This window comes from Leptospira neocaledonica, from assembly GCF_002812205.1.
Taxonomy (GTDB): Bacteria; Spirochaetota; Leptospiria; order Leptospirales; family Leptospiraceae; genus Leptospira_B; species Leptospira_B neocaledonica.
The window spans coordinates 403,643-424,253 of the sequence record NZ_NPEA01000003.1; the positions used below are offsets into that span (position 1 = coordinate 403,643).

At 39.2% G+C, this 20,611-nt stretch carries 16 protein-coding genes; 9 read left to right on the forward strand and 7 right to left on the reverse strand.

Annotation, left to right across the window (positions count from 1 at the left end; translation table 11 throughout):
• Positions 1 to 18: 18 nt before the first annotated feature.
• Entirely contained in the window at positions 19 to 372 is a 354-nt protein-coding gene (locus CH365_RS06805; protein WP_100767822.1) for an MGMT family protein, read from the reverse strand.
• Positions 369 to 2,183 (reverse strand): sensor histidine kinase, encoded by a 1,815-nt coding sequence (locus CH365_RS06810; protein ID WP_100767823.1) that lies wholly within the window; start codon positions 2,181 to 2,183, stop codon positions 369 to 371. The genes CH365_RS06805 and CH365_RS06810 overlap by 4 nt, the downstream gene beginning before the upstream one ends.
• 27 nt (positions 2,184 to 2,210) lie before the next feature.
• On the opposite strand from CH365_RS06810, the gene rsgA reads away from it, so the two are divergent.
• The 5 genes from rsgA (at position 2,211) to CH365_RS06835 (ending at position 11,022) form a co-directional block, all read left to right on the forward strand.
• The gene (rsgA, locus tag CH365_RS06815; RefSeq protein WP_100767887.1) at positions 2,211 to 3,179 is read left to right on the forward strand and encodes a ribosome small subunit-dependent GTPase A; all 969 of its coding nucleotides are present in this window, start codon (positions 2,211 to 2,213) and stop codon (positions 3,177 to 3,179) included.
• Positions 3,163 to 4,476: a hypothetical protein gene (locus tag CH365_RS06820; protein ID WP_100767824.1), complete on the forward strand. Its 1,314-nt coding sequence runs from the start codon at positions 3,163 to 3,165 to the stop codon at positions 4,474 to 4,476. Before rsgA ends, CH365_RS06820 begins: the two co-directional genes overlap by 17 nt.
• A 204-nt stretch (positions 4,477 to 4,680) precedes the next feature.
• On the forward strand, positions 4,681 to 5,610 hold the full coding sequence (locus tag CH365_RS06825) for a FecR family protein (protein ID WP_100767825.1): 930 nt from the start codon (positions 4,681 to 4,683) through the stop codon (positions 5,608 to 5,610).
• Positions 5,611 to 5,830: 220 nt separating this feature from the next.
• Positions 5,831 to 7,450 (forward strand): LIC10124 family lipoprotein, encoded by a 1,620-nt coding sequence (locus tag CH365_RS06830; protein WP_244283017.1) that lies wholly within the window; start codon positions 5,831 to 5,833, stop codon positions 7,448 to 7,450.
• Positions 7,450 to 11,022, forward strand: a complete 3,573-nt coding sequence (locus CH365_RS06835) for a tetratricopeptide repeat protein (RefSeq protein ID WP_100767826.1) — start codon at positions 7,450 to 7,452, stop codon at positions 11,020 to 11,022. The genes CH365_RS06830 and CH365_RS06835 overlap by 1 nt, the downstream gene beginning before the upstream one ends.
• Before the next feature lie 7 nt (positions 11,023 to 11,029).
• On the opposite strand, the gene trmB is transcribed toward CH365_RS06835, so the two are convergent.
• A complete protein-coding gene (gene trmB, locus CH365_RS06840; protein WP_100767827.1) occupies positions 11,030 to 11,677 on the reverse strand; it encodes a tRNA (guanine(46)-N(7))-methyltransferase TrmB in 648 nt (215 codons plus the stop codon).
• Between the two features lie 49 nt (positions 11,678 to 11,726).
• Here trmB and CH365_RS06845 point away from each other — a divergent pair, with 49 nt between their 5' ends.
• The 3 genes from CH365_RS06845 to CH365_RS06855 all read left to right on the forward strand — a co-directional run bounded on the left by CH365_RS06845 (position 11,727) and on the right by CH365_RS06855 (position 13,948).
• The gene (locus CH365_RS06845; RefSeq protein ID WP_100767828.1) at positions 11,727 to 12,665 is read left to right on the forward strand and encodes an MBL fold metallo-hydrolase; all 939 of its coding nucleotides are present in this window, start codon (positions 11,727 to 11,729) and stop codon (positions 12,663 to 12,665) included.
• Between the two features lie 162 nt (positions 12,666 to 12,827).
• Positions 12,828 to 13,166 (forward strand): PilZ domain-containing protein, encoded by a 339-nt coding sequence (locus CH365_RS06850; protein ID WP_100767889.1) that lies wholly within the window; start codon positions 12,828 to 12,830, stop codon positions 13,164 to 13,166.
• A gap of 77 nt (positions 13,167 to 13,243) precedes the next feature.
• The gene (locus CH365_RS06855; protein WP_100767890.1) at positions 13,244 to 13,948 is read left to right on the forward strand and encodes a hypothetical protein; all 705 of its coding nucleotides are present in this window, start codon (positions 13,244 to 13,246) and stop codon (positions 13,946 to 13,948) included.
• 3 nt (positions 13,949 to 13,951) lie between these two features.
• Here CH365_RS06855 and yihA read toward each other — a convergent pair whose 3' ends face one another.
• Genes yihA through CH365_RS06870 form a run of 3 tightly spaced genes read right to left on the reverse strand, consistent with a single transcriptional unit; the run spans position 13,952 to position 17,826 of the window.
• A complete protein-coding gene (gene yihA / locus CH365_RS06860; protein WP_008591632.1) occupies positions 13,952 to 14,626 on the reverse strand; it encodes a ribosome biogenesis GTP-binding protein YihA/YsxC in 675 nt (224 codons plus the stop codon).
• A gap of 15 nt (positions 14,627 to 14,641) precedes the next feature.
• Positions 14,642 to 15,895: a tRNA lysidine(34) synthetase TilS gene (gene tilS, locus CH365_RS06865; protein ID WP_100767829.1), complete on the reverse strand. Its 1,254-nt coding sequence runs from the start codon at positions 15,893 to 15,895 to the stop codon at positions 14,642 to 14,644.
• Positions 15,896 to 15,897: 2 nt separating this feature from the next.
• A complete protein-coding gene (locus CH365_RS06870; protein WP_100767830.1) occupies positions 15,898 to 17,826 on the reverse strand; it encodes a GAF domain-containing SpoIIE family protein phosphatase in 1,929 nt (642 codons plus the stop codon).
• Positions 17,827 to 18,166: 340 nt separating this feature from the next.
• Between CH365_RS06870 and CH365_RS06875 the strand changes: the two genes are divergently transcribed.
• Complete coding sequence (locus CH365_RS06875) at positions 18,167 to 20,212, forward strand: sigma-54-dependent Fis family transcriptional regulator (protein WP_100767831.1); 2,046 nt, start codon at positions 18,167 to 18,169, stop codon at positions 20,210 to 20,212.
• Here CH365_RS06875 and CH365_RS06880 read toward each other — a convergent pair.
• On the reverse strand, positions 20,209 to 20,607 hold the full coding sequence (locus CH365_RS06880; protein ID WP_100767832.1) for an SET domain-containing protein: 399 nt from the start codon (positions 20,605 to 20,607) through the stop codon (positions 20,209 to 20,211). The genes CH365_RS06875 and CH365_RS06880 overlap by 4 nt on opposite strands.
• Between the last annotated feature and the right edge of the window lie 4 nt (positions 20,608 to 20,611).

A 20,611-nucleotide genomic window follows, 5' to 3' on the forward strand; every position in this document is an offset into this window, starting at 1 on the left:
TGGAAACCTTACAATAAATTAATCAGGCCAGCCAAATCGTTTCCAATCTACGACCTCTTCTCTAGAAAATTTAATACCTTCGGATTCTAAAAGTTTTTTTTGAAGGATTGCTCTAGGAGTATCTCCCCTATGAGAAATTTTCCCCATACTATTGATAACCCTTTGCCAAGGAACCTTTTGTTCTTGGCCTTTTTTTAAGGCATTTAATGCGTAACCTACTGCTCTCGCTGCTCTGGGCTTTCCGATCAAAACCGCAATCCTGCCGTAACTTGTTACTTTTCCTTTTGGGACTTTCTTTACGATTTTATAAACTAGTTCGTAAAAATTCTCTGCTTTCAGTTCTATCTTTTTCTTTTTAGGTTTCGTAGTCATACAGCAGGTTTTTCTAAATTTGTCTCTGCGTTTGGCTGAGGAGGTCGGAGTGGCAATTCTACTTTGAATATTGTTTTTCCCGGTGCCGATTCCACTGTGATCTTGCCTTTATGCTTTTCCACGATTCCTTTTACAATACCAAGGCCGAGACCTGAACCTTCTCCCTGGTCCTTTGTTGTGAAGAATGGATCCCAGATCCTATCCTTAATAGAAGAGTCAATTCCTGGGCCGTCGTCTTGTACTTCTATTGTGACCGTATCACCGATTGAATACACTGATAATTCGATCGTACCTTGGCCTCGAATCGCTTGGTTCGCATTTTGGATTAAATTAGTCCAGACCTGATTCAGTTCATCAGGATTGCATACTACCTTAGGAATTGTGGAGAAGTTCTTCTTCACTTCCACTCCGTACTTGAGTTGGTTGTTCATGATTACCAAAGTATTTTCGATACCTTCTATCAGATCCGCGCTAGTAAAAGATTTGCTTTGGTCTAGGTGAGAATAATATTTTAAAGCCTTTACGATCCTAACTATATTTTTAATGGAATATTTGATATTTTTAATATTTCGATTCGTGTTGGACGCATGTTTGAGCATCTCGTATCCCGGTTTTGCTCCTTGCGCTAAAATTTCCAAAATATACTTTCTTACTTCCATGATATCGTTTTCGATAATGAAAGAGGCAACTTCTCCGGCTAGGGAAACTTCGATTCCCATTTCGACCATTTCTTCTTTCAGTTCTCTTTTGATCCGGAATTTGTCCTTAGACTCCATTGCCTGGCTTTTTTTCCGGTCTCTTAAAATATGAAGAAGTGCGACTTCGAAAGATTTTCTTAATTTTTTGTTTCTTGCGAATCTAACTATTTCGAATACGTTCTTTACAATATAATTCATATTCGATTCTAAATTATCTGCGGAACCGTTGATCACTCCGGCCGGGGTATTGATTTCATGAGCGATTCCGGCAACCATGGTTCCTAAAGAAGCCATTTTTTCAGACATGATTAGCTGGGATTGTGCACTCTCGAGTTCCTGAGTCCTATGTCGTACTTTTTCTTCGAGAGTTTCGGTAAGCTCTATTAGTCTTTCGTAAAAAATGGAATTGGAAAGTGACATCACAGAAACGGATCGCATTTCATTCAGTTTTTCTAGTTCGGAAGCATTGTACCTTCTTCCATCATTCTTAGGCCCTAGAACCAGCATCCCTAAGAGACTTTTGTTTAAGATAAAAGGAACGAGAAGATCTGCCTTTGTTTTTGCAGCGAAAGAAAGTGCATGTTCTTTTATCTGCTGCAGTTTTACGTTATCTACAAATTCTTCAGAATAAAAAATTTTGTCGTGCTCGGTGATCCATAAAAGAAAAGGATCAAAGATATAAAAATGATCTTCTCCTGTTTCTCTGGGATAGGGCGAAAATTTTCCTAAATCCTCTCTCCATAAGTAAATTTTGGCTCTGCTCGCATTTATGATACTTGGGAGAAATTTAAGGATTTTATCGCATACACTTTCCGTGATGTTGGTTGCAATTAGATCACTTTTGAATTTATCTAACGAAGAAAGGTATTTTACATATTCTTGGTCCGTCAGTTTGGAAAGTGCGGATGATAAGTTCCATGCCGGGCCAAACTCATTGAACCAGATCCAAACAAAAACGGCGGCCAGAGTCGTAAAAGGCAAACTGATGAGAAGTACGACTGTACGATCCGGATCCAAGGATCTGAAATCCAAACCGAATATAAGCGCCGATTGCAGAAGGAATGCGGCTAAAACAAGACCGAATATTGGTCCGAATTTGCGTATGATTTTCATCGCGTGCCTGTAAAATTAGGCTTAAGAATGTCTAGTTCCACAATTCCAGTAAAGGAGTTTTTTACGATAGCAAGGGTCTTCGGAGCCTTCTATGATTTGTATTCTCCAGAAAGAGGAAGAGTCAGAGCCGTACTTAGAGGAAGGCTCAGAAATATCGCAGCAAAAGAAAGACATCCCTTTGTTGTAGGCGACAGGGTTTGTGCAATGGAATCGGGCGGAGAATGGGCCATCGAAGAAAGATTGTCCCGTAATAACGAACTTTTGCGTAAAAGTAAAGAGGGAGATGCACAGGTACTCTGTGCGAATGTGGACCAAATTGCAGTCCTCGCTTCTTTAAAAGATCCTGAAACCAAAGACGGATTTTTGGATCGTTGTTTGGCGGCCGCTTACTTATCCCAGGTCCCTCCCCTAATCATATTCACAAAATCCGATTTAGTAGATCAAGAAACTGCGATTAAACGCTCATCTGTTTACAAAGATTTAGGCTACGAGATAATTATCGTCTCTTGTCAGACCGGCCAAGGTCTAGAGGAACTCTGCTCTAAGTTTTCTTCCAAAACCACCTACTTGGTCGGAAATTCCGGAGTTGGAAAATCTAGCTTAGTAAACGTCTTATCCGATAGGGAATTGCAAAAAACTTCTCAAGTCAGTCTTTCCACTAAGAAGGGTAAACATACGACTACAAACTCCAACTTCCTGGTCCTGGAAGATAATATCGTGTTAATCGATTCTCCAGGTATCAAAGAATGGGGGATCTTACATTTGTCCAAAGGTGAAATCTTGGAAAGTTACCCGGAATTGAGAAAGTATAAAGAGGACTGTGATATTTCCGACTGTTGTGACGCTGGCCCCGGATGCAAAATGTTGTTTTCTATGGGAGAAGCGACCGATATAAGTATGGAAAGAAGAAAGAGCTTGGAATCTATGCTTGCAAGCTTGGAAAACCCGTTTAGAATCACACGTAGAGATCACTTAAAGAATGAAAGTAAATCCTAAATCGATAGAATATAACTCGATTGAAGAGGTTTTAAACTTCGTACGAGATTATAATGCCGGGAATATGTTACGTTTCCTAAATGCGATCGAGGACAATAGCGGCAATATTCTAGTAAAGGAAGAAGTACAGGTAAAAGAATCTGCTCTTACTCGACTGAAAGAAATTAAGGGTCAGTACAATCCCGAATTTAAGATAAAATTAACCAAAGAATTGAGCGGCCAGATCCAAGACAAGCTCGCTGAGAAGATCGTTCTTCAACTCAAGCAAACGGATAAGAAATTCTTAAAGTTCATGTACGAAGAGAACAAATTCAACTTTAAGGGAATCATCCGAAACGGTCTCAATAATAGAAAACATCTTCTTTCACTTTTTAAAGTGTACGAAAAGAATCCTCACTTTTTCAAACATATCTGTGAATTGGGGCTATTATCTTTGGGAATTGTTCTGATCCCTGATGCACTAAAATACAAAATGTTACGTCGGTATTCTTTTCTGGGCGGGATCTTTATGGACATCGCTCGGGTAACCGGAGACCAGTGGAACAGGCCATTTCCTGATGATACTGAAAAGACTAGAATTGCAAAACAATGTGCCAACTTCATGCAGAAGCTGGATCTCCCCGAATTTGTATGTTCTGCTGCTTCAAACCATGTCCCTCTAGGACTTCAAGATAACGTAGAAGTGGTCGCAGCAGGACCCAAAAAATCGGATCGTGAAAATCCGGATGAAACATTCTTCGCTGAGCTAATGGTGGATGATGGAGAAAGTGATTCTACACCGGATGACGAAGAAGACGCAGGACTTCCCGATAAATCGGAAGACGTGTTACGTGAACTTCTTACGGATTCTTTAAAGATAGCTAGATATATTCATACTGTTAGCTCCTTCACGCATGATAAAGAATATGTAATGGAAGAATTGGTATATTTTTTAGCTTATAATACTTCCAGAGGTTACTTCAACGAAGTCCTTGCCAATCCTTTGGTAAACTTATTCAAACAATTTGAAGAAAATGTAAAACGTATGCGTAAGTTAGCGGAGGTAGAGATGCAATGTCTTCATCCTCCGGCAGCTTGGGCGTATCCAAAACCTAAGGCGAGTCAGGTATTATGTAAGAATAAGGTCTGGGATTGTCCGAATATAGTGCAAGGCTGGGACATTCACGTTATCTCTTCTCAAGAGGCATTTGGTTGGGTAGGCTCCAGTCTAAGTGCAGATCATTATCCGAAGTGTAAACTGGAAGAGGAATTGGATTCTTTACCTGAAATAGAGCCTAAAAAGGCAGAGAAAAAATAGAATTCGTTCGCGAATTGCTAACCCTTAAGGGTTAGTTTTCAAGCATTCTAGTAGAATCTGCCAAAGGGACATTTTTAGGAAATTTTTTTCCAAACCAAATCTTTTGCTTTTTGTAAAATAGTTTAAACAGAAGTATTGGTAAAAAGTCCTTGTTAGTTTGTTATATCTAGAGGATTCTTAAGCTTAAAAAGCGGGGGAGAATATATGTTAAAAAGTAAAAACACCCTAATTCTAATGACTCTACTGGCATCCGGTTATCTGATTGCCTGCAGTCCTAAAACAAGCAGTGGCCAAGTCAAATCGGAAGCGGTATCTTCTACTGCAAAGATCGTTTGGTTGAACGGAGATGTAAAAGTCCAGTCCGCCGAAGGTGAGAAAAAAGCCGAATTCGGTCAGACTGTAACTGCTGCAGACACTATCCTTACCGGCAAAAATGGATCCGTTGAGATCATGGTTGCCGAAAGTGGTATCATCAAAGTTTCCAAAGATACTGAAGTATCTATCGCAGCCTTAGTAGGAGACGAAGGAACTAACGTTAAGGTCAATCTGAACTACGGAAGGATCGTAACTTTGGTTCGTAAGGAGAATAAAAACTCCGATTTCCGCGTAGTAACTCCTACCGCTCTTGCGGGAGTTCGCGGAACTACCTTCTTAACTTCTGTTGAAAATCCTACAGGTAAAAAAGTGAACTGTGCAGAAGATCATTGCGATGTTAAATTCGCAGTTCTGGAAGGTTCCGTTGCAGTATCTAAAGTCGGCGAAGAATCGGAAGTCATCTTGGAAAGAAACAGAGAGATCACTCTGAAGAAGAACCAAAAATTGACCGAAAAACTGATCCTTTCTTTGAGACCTGAGTCAGTTAAAGAACTAAAAGGACTGATCGTTCTTAAGAAAAACGATGTTCTAGAATACAATAATCTAGTGGATGAGCTGAAAGCGTCCAGCGAAGAACTTCGTATTTTGAGCCAAGCTTCCACAGTGGAAGAAGTTCGTACCCAATTGCAGAAACGTGAAGCTACTAGAGCCAATGCGGACGAAGTAGCAAGAACTGCTCAGCAAGTGAACGAAACTAAATACGTTCAACAAGACGTTCAAAAAGAAAAGTTGAAACTCAACGCGAAAGAAACTTTCTAATTTAGTTTCTTCTTCTTTTCCGCTTTTCTAAAATATTATCAGGCCCCGCAATTCAGCGGGGTTTCTCTTCATATGCGCATTCTCGCGTAAATATTTCGTAATTTTCTAATGCTATAAAAGGACCAACCGAGGTCGGATATTTCTTTCTAAAAAGGCCCTCATTTTTTCCGGAACTAGGAAAAGATTTGCTAAATCAGTCCCTGGGAAATTTTTTTACGGGATGGGGAACAATTCATTTCGTAATCTTATTTTATTCTCTCTTATTACGAGTCTTGGGCTTACTTGCTCCTCGGTACAGAAGCTGAATGAACCTTCTAAACTGATACAAGAACCGTATTACAAGTCGATAGGTGACTCCGAGAGTGTATTCATTTTTAGGGAATCCGACACTGATTATCGGGTGCGTAAAGCAGGGCATGAGATCCCTATCTTAGCATTCTCTCCAATCGAATATCCTAAATCGGTGGATAAAAAATTGGCCTCTTACTTTGATCAAGAGATCAGTCTGATTTGGAAAGATATCAAATTTTCGAACGCAAAAATTTCTTCCGATGTTTGGAAAAACAAAGCCGGGTTAGCTCAGGAGTTAAAATCCAAAGACGTAGATGTTTTGGTTCTGGGTTCAGTAACTGAATCCGAAACAGGTTGGACTTTCAAATTCGAATTAAAAGATTCCGTAGATTCAAGTTCTTACGGAGATTTCGAACTTTCTTTTAAGCGTCCGGTTTCTACCGAAGAAGTGGGAGCTTGGAACCAGGCGATCTTCTGGAAATCTTCCGATAGAGTTATTTCTTTAGAATCCAAACAAACCACTGTTCCGGTTTGGGATAGAAAACCTGATCTAACTAGAATTAAAGAAATCGTAAACTCTTCTATCAAAGGAACCTTAACTGTAAGAGCTTCTTCCGGAGATACTGAGATACTATGGAAAGGTAAGTCTTTAGGAAATACTCCATTGACTGAGGTGCCAATCCAAGAAGGTATCCAAGACATCCAAGTAGTCCTAAAAGGAAAAAAACCGATCACAAAGACCATTCAAGTAAGAGCGGGCAAAAAAAGTTTCTTGTTCCAAGAATGGGAAGAGGATCGTACATTAGGATCTGCTAAAGTAATCACAGTTCCAAACGGACTTTCCGTGTCTTTGGATGGTTACAAACAAGGAGAAACTCCTTTCTTTCGTAGTAACTTAACTCCAGGAGCCTATCAATTGGAGCTCTTAAAAGAAAGTGCAGATGGTGCTTACGTATATTACGAAGGGATTTTGGATGTAAAACCGGATCGTTTGGTAGAATTAGCACTTCCGTATTTCGGATACGGACTATTATCCGAGTTAGAATTCTGGAAACCATCCGGAGAATTTGGATTTTCTCCTTTCGGGCCGAATGGTCTGGAATTTGCAAAAAAGAAAAATTTATCCAACGGTTGGAATGGAGTGTATTCTCTTCCGTTCATTCCGGAAGAATTGGAGATAGAAGGTTACTTCTTACTTCCTGTAGATCATGGAGACGGTACCGTTGCTGTAACATTCCACTTAAATGGACTTTCTCTAGGAGTTGTAGCAGGAAAGGAGAAGGTTTCCATCTTCCAATTCCCTTCCGATGGGAAAACACTTAGCACATATAAATATCTGGATGTGGACAAGGACATAGGCCGTCCATTTTCGTTTAAAACGGATTTAAAAAACAAAAAACTGTCCTTATACTTAGGAAGGGATATGGTTTGGCAGGGAGATTTACCTGCGGGAGGACTCTGGACTATTTCCGTTTTGACCAGAGGAGAAGAGTTTAGGGAAAAAACTCCCATCAAAGATCTTAAGATTCTCTATAAGGGATACAAGTGATGAATCGTATACTTTCTCGTTTTATAATATTATCCGTCGTTTCAGTCTTTGCGATACATTGTGTTTCTAAAGATTTTAGAAAATCGAATTCCCAAGATGCGATTTTGGAAAAAGATATTATCGCAGCTCAAAAATTAAAACAAGCTTCCAAATTGATCAACGAAGGGAACTCGGCCTTCCAAAAAGGAAAATTCGAACTTTCTCTTTCTAAAGGTAGAGAAGCAGTAAAAGCATATCCTACTGCAGAAGGTTATTATCTGATCGGATCTTCCGAATATCGGTTGGGAAAAACAGAGGATTCTTTGAATTCTTTAAAAAAAGGTACAGAGTTAGATCCTGAGAATGAGCAAATTCTTTTAACTCTCGGGATCTTATACACTTCGCAAGGTGCTAATAAAGATGCATTAGAAGTTTACTCCAAATTGGAAAAACTTCCTAAGGTAGATGGAAGCGCTTATACATTTAAAAAAGCAGTATTACTGAAAACGATCGGAAAATACGACGAGGCATATTCCGCTCTCAAGTCCATTCCGGAAGATAAGTTCAAATTTAAGGCCCAGCTGTACATGCAACTGGGAGATACCGCTGTTCAGGTAAAGGATTACGAAGCAGCAGAAGTTTACTTTGAAAAGGCTAGAACTGCGGATCCGGATCTTGCATCTGCGAAACAGTCGGCTTCTGCGACTAAGGTGGCTGGTTTATTAGAAAAAGGAAATGCAGCTCTAAAGGTTAAAAATTACAGAGAAGCAGTCCAATTTTTTACTTCTGCTACTCAATTAGATCCTAAGAACCCTTCTCCATTTGTGTTTTTAGGAAATGCAAAAATACTTTCTAACGATACAGACGGTGCTGTAAAAGCATTTGAAACTTCCCTCAAACTAAAGGCAGACTATTTAGAGGCATATTCCGGTCTGGCATCGGCGTATAGTAAATCAGGGAATAACCCAAAGGCGATTTCTGTTTTAGAAAAGGCCATTCCATTCTTCCCTAAAAACGCGACTATCTACAACCAAATCGGTTTGAACCAAAAGTCTTTGGGCGAAAATGCAAAGGCAATGGTATCTTTTAGTAAGGCTCGCGAGCTGGATCCGAATTATAAGGAACCTGTCTTGAACCTTGTGTATCTTCTTGCTTCCGAACATAGATACAAAACCGCTAAAAATGAATTAGATAGTTTAAAGTCGGACGATGAAACGAAGAAAGTTGCAGCATTCTTAGAGTCTTCAGAGCTAATCCATGAAGGAGATTTACGTCTTCGTAAAGGAGACACAAAGTCTGCAAAAACTTATTTCGATCGTGCAAAGGCGAAAGACCAAGATGATCCTGGAGTTTATACTGCATATGGTCGTTTATATCAGATCAGTGGAGATCCAAAACTTTCGGAGCAAAATTATCTAAAAGCTCTCAGCCTTCAAAAAGGAAATCTTCCTGCACTCCAAGGTTTGATCCGTCTTTATTCTGCTCAGAAAAACCAATCTAAAGTTGCTCAGTACACAAAAGAATTAGAGGCAATCACGGGAAATGACCCTCTCTCAGGGATCGTATTAGCTAGAACATACGAAGACAAAAAAGAATTCGATAAAGCAGAAAATACTTATAAAAATTTAATGAAGAAGTACCCGGACAATGAATCCATTCAATTCCGATTGGCATTTCTTTATTATAAGATTGCTTTAGAAGAAAACGAAAAAGCAAATTATGATTCTGCAAGTTCTTGGTTGGCAAAGGCAGAAAAATTAACTAAAGATTTGCCTGAGATTGCGGAAGCAAAACAAACCATAGACCAGAACAGAAAATTCTCTGAAGTAATTCCAACTATCCAAAAGGCAAATCGTCTTTTCGATAATAAGTCTTACGAAAAAGCAATTCCGCTTTACCAATCTGCTTACGATAAAACAAAAAAACTTACTTTGTATATTAAGGTAGCTGAATGTTATCTTGCGATGGGGATGGAAGAGAAAGGAATTTCACTTTTAGAAAATTCCCCTGATGCATCTAAAAATCTTGCGGCCCAAGAAGCAATTTACGCCTTCTTACTTAGAAAGGGAGAAGTGGATAATGCTGAGAAAGGTTTCCAAAAGATTTTAGAAAAAAAACAGGATTCTTACTATAGCCACTACCAACTTGGAATCATTGGTTTACAAAAGAAAAACTTTGATGTTGCAATCGAGTCGTTCAATCGTTCGTGGTTACTAAATCCTGAATTTACAGCTTCTAGGATCGGTAAAGGGATCGCATATTATAATCAGAATAAGAGCAAAGAAGCCAAAGAAGAATTCGAAAGCGCCATGAAGGCGGACTCTGAAAACGAATTAGCTCCTTATAATATTGGGATTGTTCTTTTTAACGATAATCTTCTGGAGCAATCTGTAGAAATATTTAAGGAAATTATTAAAAAAAATCCCGACTTCCCAGACGCACATTTCCAACTTTCTTATATCTACTTCAAAAAAGGGGATTTGGAAGCTGCCGATGCGGAAATCGTAAAAGCATTAGAACTTGAAAGGGATGAGAAGTTTCTACATGCGCGTATTAGAATTCTTTCGGAATTAAAAACCAAAAATCCTGCGAATGCTGAATACAAAAAGTTGGCTATAGAATTAGGAAGAGAACTCGCAGAAAAATTCCCGAATTCTCCATATTCCAGCCAAGCAGAAAGATTGGTCCTTTCCGATTCTGATACCCCGGTAATCTTACAACCGTTCCCGAATCGTGGATCTTTAATTGGCGTTCCAGTGATCATTAACGATCTATTATTGGTAAATTACGGAACTTCTATCGAGGCGCTAGATAAGAATAGGGCGATTCGACTTTGGAGGATCACAAGTACTAAACCTTTCCGTAATGTTCTCGCGGATCGCAGAGTGTACGCTTTTACGGATAGAAGTTTAGAAGTTAGAGACCAAAATTCTGGTTCCGTCTTCCAAACTATCAATCTGCCAGGAATGTTCAAAAAGGCAATGGTTTCCGGAGATAGAATTTTAGTAGAAACTGAAACCTCGGGAAAAAGAACCTTAACCAGTTACTCGGATACATTCGAAGAAAATAAATCTATTCTTTTGGATTCTAAATCTTGGTCAGCTTCTAAAAAGGGACAACTATTCTTGATCCAGTCTTCTTCAAAAGAAGATAAAATTTTATACGCTGATGCAAAGCTAAGCAAAGATATTGATTCTGCTTGGACAGGAATTACAAATCCAAGATTACTCGGTGCAACTGAAGATGGAACATTCTTCCGTACGGATAAAGAGATCGTTTATGTTTCCGGCAAAGGAAAGGCGACTAAAACTGAAATTTCAGACAAGTCAGCAAATCTTTTCAGCGTGAGAGGAAATTCTCTCTGGTTTACCGGTAACGATAAAATCTACCGTGTGGATGCGGATTCTTCCGGTCTGAAAGAGATCAAAATTTCGGACAAAGAAGTAGAAGGTCTTTTGCCAGGGAAAAAGAAAGATGTGATCGTATTATATAAAGATAATACAGCAGTTAGATATGATGAAAAAGGAGAAACTGTCTGGACTTACAAACTAGTCCAAGATTCAGACAATGTTTACTCTTTATTGTATCACTAAGAACCGTTTAGACCTTGGTCAGATCTAAATAATAAATACGGGAGCCAGCCTCCCGTTTTTCTTGCTCAAAATGGGAGATTGGAAAATTTTCCCTTTGTAAAGAAAACTCTGAGTGGATCGGTTTATATCTAAGATCATCTCTAAAAAGGCGAATTCCTTTACGAGCATAAGGGCCGTAATCTGTAGCAAAATGGAATTTGCCACCATTCTTCAAAAGAATATGAATCGTATCTAAGAATCGGGGATTTAAGGTCCTATGTTTATGATGCCTGCGCTTAGGCCAAGGATCAGGAAAGTTTAGAAGAATTTCGTCGAAGATACCTGGTTCGAAAATTTCTTCTAAAAACCAATTAAAGTTCACTGAAAGAAGTTTAACGTTCTTAAGATCGTATTGCTTCAAATCACGGATTGTCTTGCGTAAACGATCCGCCTTCTTCTCCATGAGAACAAAGCCGGTGTTTGGATTATCTTTTGCCAAGGATACGGCAACCTCTCCCCAACCGGAACCAAGCTCTAGATAATATGTCCCGAATTCTCCAGAAAACAAATCGTTTTTTTTTAATTTACTTCCGGGGTTTAGTTTTAAGAAATAATCAGAGGTAAAGGGGATTCGAGTGGCGATCTTCCATTGTTTTTCACGAAAATTCGATGTCATCGCCGAATGCCTGCAAATACCAAATCTCTTAGTTGTCTAATTTAATACAGTGAAAATAAAATTATACGGAGTGAGAGGATCTCTTCCTACTCCGCTTTCCGGTTCAGAATATAGAGAAAAATTGGAAAAGATCCTAGAGTCAGCTCATAGGGAGTTCAAACTAAAGAACGGAACCTTCTCCGTTCCAACATTCTTACAATCTTTAGGGACGGAACTGTTACACCCTGTGGGAGGAAACACCACTTGCGTTTATGTTGAATCGTCAACCGGTCAGAAACTAATTATAGATTGCGGCTCCGGAATGAGAGAACTTGGAAATGATCTCTTGAAGGAAGGCATTGCTCAGGGCGGCAACGTCAAAATTTTAGTGACGCATACTCACTGGGATCATATTCAAGGTTGGCCTTTCTTTAAACCTGGATACATACCGAGTGTCCAAGTCGATTTTTACTCCACGATCTCTAACCTAAAGGAAAGGTTCGATCGACAACAGAATCCAGAAAATTTCCCGATCACTTTAGATGAGATGATGTCCAAGAAGACATTCAACCTTCTCGAAAGACAAAAGACAGTTCAACTCGGTGATTTTAAAGTAACTCCTTTTCTCTTAAAACATCCGGGAAACTGTACCGGTTATCATATAGAAGAAAATGGAAAAAGTTTCCTATTCTGCACCGATGTGGAAGTGAGAGAAGAGGATCTTTCCGAATTTGAACATTTACGCGCTAAAATCGGAAGTCCTGACATGTTGATCATAGATGCACAATACAGCTCAGAAGAAGCGGAACGTAAGATTGGTTGGGGTCATACATCCGGAAGATTAGCTGTGCGCTGTGGAGAAGTTCTGGGTGTAAATAAACTGGTTCTAACTCATCATGAACCTGATCATCCGGACGAAGAAATCATACGAATGTTCAATCAAGAAAAACAATCCACTGCTCTTTCTGAGATAGTATTAGCAAGAGAAGCTGATATATTTCAACTTTAATATAAAGTTAGTATAAGAATAGATGTTTAGATCTATTCTTAATTGATTGTTTCACTTCTATATTCATTTTTTTAAAAGATTCTTACCTTCAAAAGAAATCTTCTTTTAAATTTTTTCTTAGTACTGTAAGCTCTTCCGGCTATGCAAGAACTAGAGATCGGGATGAATCCTACCCAAAAGGTAACACCTGATTTGCCGGCGGATCAAAGATTTTATACAAGATTCCGTAAAGACAGTAAGGTAAAACTTTTAGAGGGAGGAAATTGGAGCGAAGGTACTCTGGTTGATATATCGATGATAGGAGCATCCATTCTTTCGAATGAGAATTGGAGTCCCGGAAATAAGATCACGATTATGTCACCTATGTTTACCTGCGAGATACCAGGAGAGGTTATTCGTAGAACTGTTAGCAATATGGGGCAAAGATACGCGATCGTATTTCATGATCTTTGCGACTCAAGCATACTTGAGATACTTAATAAGATAGCGCATTGCAGATAACGTTTTTCTGTTAAGTATTGGGAATTTTTTTCCAAAACTCTAAACTCAAGGCTTGCCAGGCCGACATTTATAATAGGATGAACCTGGGAGTTATACAATCTTCTTCCATGATGGAAAGACCGAAAGATACTTCGGTTAAGTACATTGGTCACGGGCAACTGGAAAGTTCGCCTCAGGCTAGTTCTGTACTCCATGTTATCTCCCATGAACTAGGGCACGTTGCTGAGTTTCGCAACGAAGCCATCAGAGATAATGCGGAGCTTCGATCCATAGACGTATCCATCGAATACGAACTTAGGGACGGAAAATTAGTGGCTGTAGCCGGAGAAACCAAGGCTACCACTGTTAAAAAGGGCGAAAAAGAAAAACCTGATCTTTTAACTTTGAATGAAGAAGCGGGTGGGAATTCGAACAAATCGACCGATTCCGCTAAGAAAAAAGAAGCTGCTTCTCATTCAGAGCTCATCTCTGATAAAGAATGGGAACTTATGTCCGAATTGAGAGATATAGATCTGGAATTGAACCGATTGGATAAGAATCAGGTATCTTCACACGAGGATCCTGAAAGAAAATCGGAAGATGAAGCTCGCCGTCATATGGAATTGATCGAAAGAAAACGTAAGTTGGAAATGGCTTTAAGCCAGGAAAAACTGAAAGCTCTTTTGGAAGAGACTTTAAAAACGATCCAAGAATTAAATCAGAAACAGATCCAATTTGCCGGAAAAGTATATTACGGAGATGCGATCAACTCCGCCGGCAATCTTTTAGAAACTCACGCTTAATCTTTAGCCTTGTTCGTTGATCTCTTGTGGGATCGCATCCTCTTCCATCGGAGGAATGATTAAGGATTTCATCATATTCTCTATGATCTTTCTGAGTTCTGGTAGACCTTTTCCATACTTAGGTGAAACAAAAACGATTTCCAACATAGGATATAATCCTTGGATGTTTTTCATTTTTTTCCTAAGTTTAGAAAGTTCCGACTGATTAAGTTTATCTATTTTAGTACGAATTAAAACAGGTTTAGTTCCTTTTTCGAAACAGGTACCAATCAATTCTAATTCTTCGTCAGGTAATTCTCTTTGAGCGTCGGATAGTAAGAATAGACATTTTAGATCTTTAGCAGAGTTAAGATAATTCATTAAAAGATCCATCATCTGCTCATGATCTTTGTGAGAATTTGCGGAATAACCGAAACCAGGCGTATCCACTAAGAACAAAGATTTAGAAACTAAGAAAAAATTCAGTAATTTGGTCTTTCCCGGAGTGGCAGAAACTTTTGCTAAGGATTTTCTTTCTACAATTGCGTTTAACAATCTGGACTTTCCGGAGTTGGAGCGACCGGCGAATGCGATATGAGGAATACCTTTGGAAGGAACTTTAGAAGCGTCCGCATAAGAAGATAGAAATCTAACTTCTCTAAAGAATGGGTCCGGCTTTAATTCTTGGAGTTCTTCCATAAACCTCTGGACTCTCTAATCTTGTTGGAAATCATCCGATCGAATATCATCGAAACGGGCATCCCACAAACGAAGACAAACCAATACAGTTTTCCCTTTTCGTTTTAGAATGGGTAGCATTTTTCTGACCGGAACCGGAATCTCTTTCTCTCTAAGGATTTCGGAAACGTCTCGATGGATTCCTCCAAGCAGGATTTTTTCTCCTTCTCCGTCGTTAGAAGGTTCGCAATTTTTCGGTATCTTTTTGGTCTTACCATTCCATTTCAAAAAGAAAGAGTCAGAGTTATAACTGAACGGTTTCAAATAAGAAGCGGTTTTGGGTAAGATGTACAGATCTGACGAAACACTTTTCCAAAACCAAACTTCTTTGTTTTCGAGAGAAAAAGAAACTTTTCTGTCCAGGTTATGAAGAAGGTCCGCAAGAAACTGAGAATTCAGCGGATGAAGGCCCAAACTTTTTAAATGTAAGTCTAAAATTTGTTTACAAATAGAAGCAGGCTCTTCTTCCAAAATTCTTCTTGATACTGTTCTAATCTCGTCTTCGTTTACCTTGCGGTTTGATGTTCCGCTTCTAGGTGTATCTGAATCGTGAAAATTATGAAAAATTTTATCCGGATCAGCGCCTTCTTTTAAAAGTACAGGAAGTAATTCTGCTCGGATTCGGTTTCTAAGGTAACGTGAAGAAGAATTGGATTCATCTTCGAATACCGGCCAATCGGCGTTTGCCAATGCTGTTTTACGATCCTGTTCTCCGAATAATAATAATGGTCTGAATCTATTATTTTCTAAAACTCCTAAGGTACGTAGAGAATTCCAACCACCACCTCTGATGAGCTGTAGAAGTACTGTTTCTAGATAATCTTCGGCATGATGGCCGGTAACAATATAACCGCCTATCTTTTCGTAAATTTTTTCTAGATCTCTAAATCGAAGAACTCTTCCGGCTTCTTCTAAACTTAGTTTAGTCTTAGCAGCAAACTTTGGAACGTTTTTTTTTTTAAAGGTAAAATTGGGAGCTAAGGAGAGGATATACTTTAAGATTTCGGATTCTTGTTCCATATTATCTCGGATAGAATGATCCAAATGATAAATAGTTGGAAAATGGGAAATTAGATTTTTATTATGGAGCCAAAGATAAAATTGAAGAAGCAGGGAAGAATCTTTTCCACCTGAAAAGGCAATCACTGCAGGTTTATTTTTCATAAACTCATGGTAATTTTTTAGTCGAGACCAGGCGGATTGAAAAATGGATTCTAAGGTTTCGTTCATTTTTATTTTAAACGTTTTACGCCTATTAAAGTAATATCATCTGTCTGTTCCCTTTCCCCGGTAAAGTTTTTTATCTTTTTTAACACAGTTTCCAGCAGCTGAGGAAGTGTTTCTTTTCTGGCTTCAAAAACGCATTCGTGTAGGCGATCCATTTCGAAAAATTCTTCGGAAGGGTTCATAGCTTCCCATACCCCATCAGTAAGCATTAGAAAAAAATCTCCTGGCTCTAGGTAAAGTTCTCCACTATTTTCAAAATGGTCTATGTCAGGATCTATTCCTAAAACAACTCCTCCTGTCGGGATTTCTTCCAAACGATTTTCCTTTTTACGATAAACTAGAATATCTCCTTGCCCCCCACCGCTGAAAACAAAACGATTTTCGTTTTGGTTCCAATGAATAATGGTCAAAGACATGAAACGAGGAGAAACAATATCCTTAAAATAATTTTGATATAAATACGTATTTACTGTAACTAAAATTTCCCAAGGTGTCGGATTCTTTCTAACAAGTGAATGGATCACTGTTCTAACCGTTGCCATCACGATTCCGGCCGGAACACCTTTGCCGCTCACGTCTCCGATACAAACATACGTTTCTTTATTGGTAGGATGTGTTATGAAATCGTAATAGTCTCCGCCAACTCCGATCGCAGGTACCATGATCCCGCTGAATTCGTAGTTCGGATGATCTGGCATTTTTCTAGGCAGAAGAGATCTTTGTAAGTCTCTTGCGATCTCTATCTCTTTATCCAATCTTTCTTTTTCCGCTCTTTGGTGGAATAAATGAAAGTTTTGGATGGAGATCCCTGCTTGGACTGCGAATGCATTCAAGACATCAATTTCTTCCGGGCTCCAATGAAGTTCTTCTTCTTTAGCGAGAAGTATCCAAATTTCCGAATTATCGGAACGTAATACAGGTAAGATTGCCAGGTGTTTTTTCTTTCCGTTACTGCCTAAGGTTTTCCATTCCTTGAGATCTGACGAATCTAGCAATATAGCGGATTCTGTCAGTTTTTTCAGAACGTTCCATTCTCCCTTTAATTGGACATTCAATTTGATTTCCGGTGCTCTCGGAACTCCTGTAAGTATATGTCCTTCGGTAGAGATCGTTTTTCCTTCTGAATCTATTTTTCTTTCTATCAAAACGAAAAGATTACTTTCGGAAAATTCGGTTAAGGAAAGTAGAATGACCCGGAAAATTTCGGTTCTATATTTAAATCCTAAACTGCTGAGTTTTAAAGCTGCAGAGTGCAGATTTCTGAAATTCCTGGATTGGGTTTGAGAAACCTCGAAAAGAATTCTGTTCTTTAATGTAGTAGCAAACTGACTAGCGATCAATTCCAGGAAATAGCGATCCTTCTCCGCTTGTACTGGATCGTCTTTTTCGTAATCTACATTAATTAATCCTAATACTTCTTTTTTAAGATGGATTGGGACCGACAATTCGGATTCTACCTTATTTACTCTTCCATATTGTCTGATCTGTTTATGAGGTTGTTCATCAAATCTATAATAAACAGATTTACAGGTCTCGATCGCCTGCCCTAAAGGACCGTTCTGTTCTCCCTTTTTGATCTCCATCCTAAAGGCTAATTTTTCTAGAGCGGGGCCTTTTTTATTTTTGCAGGATTTTACTAGGATACGATCCAATCTAGGCTCATATACCATAACTGAGATCCCAGGAAGATTCAATTTTCTGAATGCTAGGTTAGTGAAATTTTCGAGAAGGTCGTCTAGATTAGGACTCGTATTAAAAAGAGAAAGAAATTCTAAGAGGATCTCGTTAGATAATGCGTGTACTTCAGGAGGTTTGATCCTGTTTCGTTTTCTTTTTTCTAAGATCCATTCTCTTCCACAGGAATTACAAAGAAATTTTCCATCTTTGAATTCTCCGTCCGGAAGATAATATTCTCCGCAAAATACGCAGGACATCGGGATAAAGATGATACGGGAAGAAGAGAGGGTGGAAAGATGTTTTTATTCTTCTTTTTCAGAAAATCTTCGAATAACACGAATTTGTTCTAAATTTCGAGATTAATCTTCTTCTAAAATGTAAAGTAAACCGCTCATTTATGATATTATGTCATTTGAATCGATCAATCTAAACTGATTCTGATACAAATATTGCGTTCTTTCCTGGAAACGAAGCGACTTGCTTGGATTTTAAGTTTTTTCCTTGACCGCAAAATCATCAATCAGCACCTTTTTTGAGCAGATGTCCGGTTACGTAAAACCCAGCCCACTCCGCCATATACAAGAAGTGGCAACCGCTATGAATTCGACTTTGGATCCAGATCGCCTTCTGGATCTGATTTTGGAGAGATGTATCCAAATTTGTGAGGTTGGTTCAGGTTCACTTATGCTGATCAGCAGATCGGACGAGGTCTTGGACATAGTAACTTTCAGAGGTATGAACCCTTCCGTTCGAACAAAAGTTAAACTTCGAGTGGGAGAAGGTATTACCGGTATCGTTGCCGCTTCCGGCGAAGGTATGATCGTTAACGACGTTACCCAAAACCCGCATTACATTTCCATTAAGGACGATATTCTTTCAGAGCTTGCAGTTCCGATGATCGTAGAAGACGAGGTCATCGGAGTTATCTCTCTTGACTCCAGCAGAAAACAGGCTTTCAGCGAAGAACATCTGGAACTCGTTTCCACCCTCGCCAATATGGCGGCACAGATCTTCAAGAACCTCCAAACTTTCAGACAGTTGGAGCAGAAGAATAAGATCCAACAAGTACTCATAGATATTTCTAGAACTGTAACTTCTACCTTAGTTCTCCAGGAAATTTTTGATGATGTGATGGATAGATTGGATAAATCCCTGAACTTAGAAAGAGGATCCATCGTTCTATTCGAATCGGATAAAAATATCCTGAAACTTAGCGCTGCCTCGGGACTTACCGCAGAGGAAATGGAGAAGGGAGTATATCTTCCTGGAGAAGGAGTCACCGGAAAAGTTTACGAATCCGGAGAAGCTGTCATTGTTGAATCCATCGTAAGCGATGAAAATTTCCTGAATAGATTAGGGAACGCCAGCCATTTTAAGAACAATCCCGAGAACGTTAGTTTCCTTGCGGCGCCAATTAAGTCGGATACCGACGTGTTGGGTGTAGTTAGCGTATTCTTCGTTCATAAAAAATACGTGGATCTAAAAACGTATTTAGACTTCCTTCAGGTAGTTGCCTCGGTAATTTACCAAGCGATCCGTATCCAAAAACTGATCGATGAAGAAAAACGTGAAATCTCTAGAGAGAATATCTTATTAAAACGAGAACTTAAGAATAAGTACAAGTTCGGTTCCTTGATTGGAAAGTCCAAGTCTATGGAAAAACTTTTCGAGATGATCCAACTTGTTTCAGATTCTCGTGCTTCCGTATTGATCACTGGAGAATCCGGAACAGGAAAAGAGATGATCGCATCGGCGATCCATTATAATTCTTCCAGAGGTGATAAACCTTTTATTAAGATCAATTGTGCCGCTATTCCTGAAAATCTTTTAGAATCCGAATTATTCGGTCATAAAAAAGGATCATTCACGGGTGCAGTTGCAGACAAAAAAGGAAAGTTCGAGATGGCTGATACTGGCACCATCTTCTTGGATGAGATCGGAGAGATGGATCTCAATCTTCAATCCAAACTTTTAAGAGTTCTTCAGGAAAAGGAAATCGAAGCGGTAGGTTCAGTTAAACCTAAGAAGATTGATGTAAGGATTATAGCCGCGACGAACGCGGATCTGGAAGATCTGATCTCTCAAAAACTATTCAGAGCCGATCTATATTATCGTTTGAACGTGGTCAATATGTTGACCCCACCACTTCGTGAAAGGCCGGAAGATATTCCTCTTCTGATCAATCACTTCATTACTAAGTATACTTCTGAGAATGTTAAGAAAATCAAAGGGATTACCAGAGAAGCTCATAAACTTCTGATGAGCTATGCTTGGCCGGGTAACGTCCGGGAATTAGAGAACGTGATCGAAAGAGCCGTCGTACTTTCTCAATCCGAAATGTTGGATATCCAAGACTTCTCAGAGATCAGCGGACGTATACTTTACGGCGATGAGGGAGAAGATGTGGAAGTTGGTGTAGATCCGGAAGCTTCTTCCGAAGTTGCAAGTTCTAAGTTCTCTCCTGCTCATTTAGATGCATTAGATGGAAGAGCTATGGAAGTTGTGGTGGGAGAAGTCGAAGCAAGACTGATCAAGTATGCCATGAAAAAATTCAAATACACCAAGACCAGGGTTGCCAAGTTCTTAGGAATTAACAGAAACACTCTAGATAAGAAGATCAAAGATCTTAAGATAGATTATTAAGAAGGAAGTTTATCCTTCCAGTTCTGATCGAATTCCTTATAATTGCAGGTTAATTCTTCGTCCTTTAGGATCTTGCGGACAGCTCTGTCCCTTCCTAAAGGATTACTTGCTCCCCGGACCCCGCTTTTATCTTCTAAGGTGTTTGCTTGGTCGCTATGATTCATGAAGCGGGAATTATCCACGCAGAAGTACCATTGTCCTTCGAACAAATAAGAATATGTATAGATCAGATTTTGGAGCCTTTCAGGAAGAGATTGTACTTCTTTCTCTGTTAGGGTCCAAACGGTTTTAGGGTGAAACTCCCACACGAGTTCACCTTCTTCTATATCTCTACCTGCAAAAACTCCGAGTCCTCCGATTGGAGACTCAGCAACGTAAGTCGGCACTTTCAGCATATTT

Coding starts and splice junctions, on each gene's coding strand:
- CH365_RS06850 (WP_100767889.1), top strand. CDS start 12,828: ATGAATCCTACCCAAAAGGTAACACCTGATTTGCCGGCGGATCAAAGA.
- CH365_RS06870 (WP_100767830.1), bottom strand. CDS start 17,826: ATGTCCTGCGTATTTTGCGGAGAATATTATCTTCCGGACGGAGAATTC.
- CH365_RS06810 (WP_100767823.1), bottom strand. CDS start 2,183: ATGAAAATCATACGCAAATTCGGACCAATATTCGGTCTTGTTTTAGCC.
- rsgA (WP_100767887.1), top strand. CDS start 2,211: ATGTCTAGTTCCACAATTCCAGTAAAGGAGTTTTTTACGATAGCAAGG.
- CH365_RS06805 (WP_100767822.1), bottom strand. CDS start 372: ATGACTACGAAACCTAAAAAGAAAAAGATAGAACTGAAAGCAGAGAAT.
- CH365_RS06825 (WP_100767825.1), top strand. CDS start 4,681: ATGTTAAAAAGTAAAAACACCCTAATTCTAATGACTCTACTGGCATCC.
- trmB (WP_100767827.1), bottom strand. CDS start 11,677: ATGACATCGAATTTTCGTGAAAAACAATGGAAGATCGCCACTCGAATC.
- tilS (WP_100767829.1), bottom strand. CDS start 15,895: ATGAACGAAACCTTAGAATCCATTTTTCAATCCGCCTGGTCTCGACTA.
- CH365_RS06880 (WP_100767832.1), bottom strand. CDS start 20,607: ATGCTGAAAGTGCCGACTTACGTTGCTGAGTCTCCAATCGGAGGACTC.
- CH365_RS06855 (WP_100767890.1), top strand. CDS start 13,244: ATGAACCTGGGAGTTATACAATCTTCTTCCATGATGGAAAGACCGAAA.
- yihA (WP_008591632.1), bottom strand. CDS start 14,626: ATGGAAGAACTCCAAGAATTAAAGCCGGACCCATTCTTTAGAGAAGTT.
- CH365_RS06835 (WP_100767826.1), top strand. CDS start 7,450: ATGAATCGTATACTTTCTCGTTTTATAATATTATCCGTCGTTTCAGTC.
- CH365_RS06820 (WP_100767824.1), top strand. CDS start 3,163: ATGAAAGTAAATCCTAAATCGATAGAATATAACTCGATTGAAGAGGTT.
- CH365_RS06875 (WP_100767831.1), top strand. CDS start 18,167: ATGAATTCGACTTTGGATCCAGATCGCCTTCTGGATCTGATTTTGGAG.
- CH365_RS06830 (WP_244283017.1), top strand. CDS start 5,831: ATGGGGAACAATTCATTTCGTAATCTTATTTTATTCTCTCTTATTACG.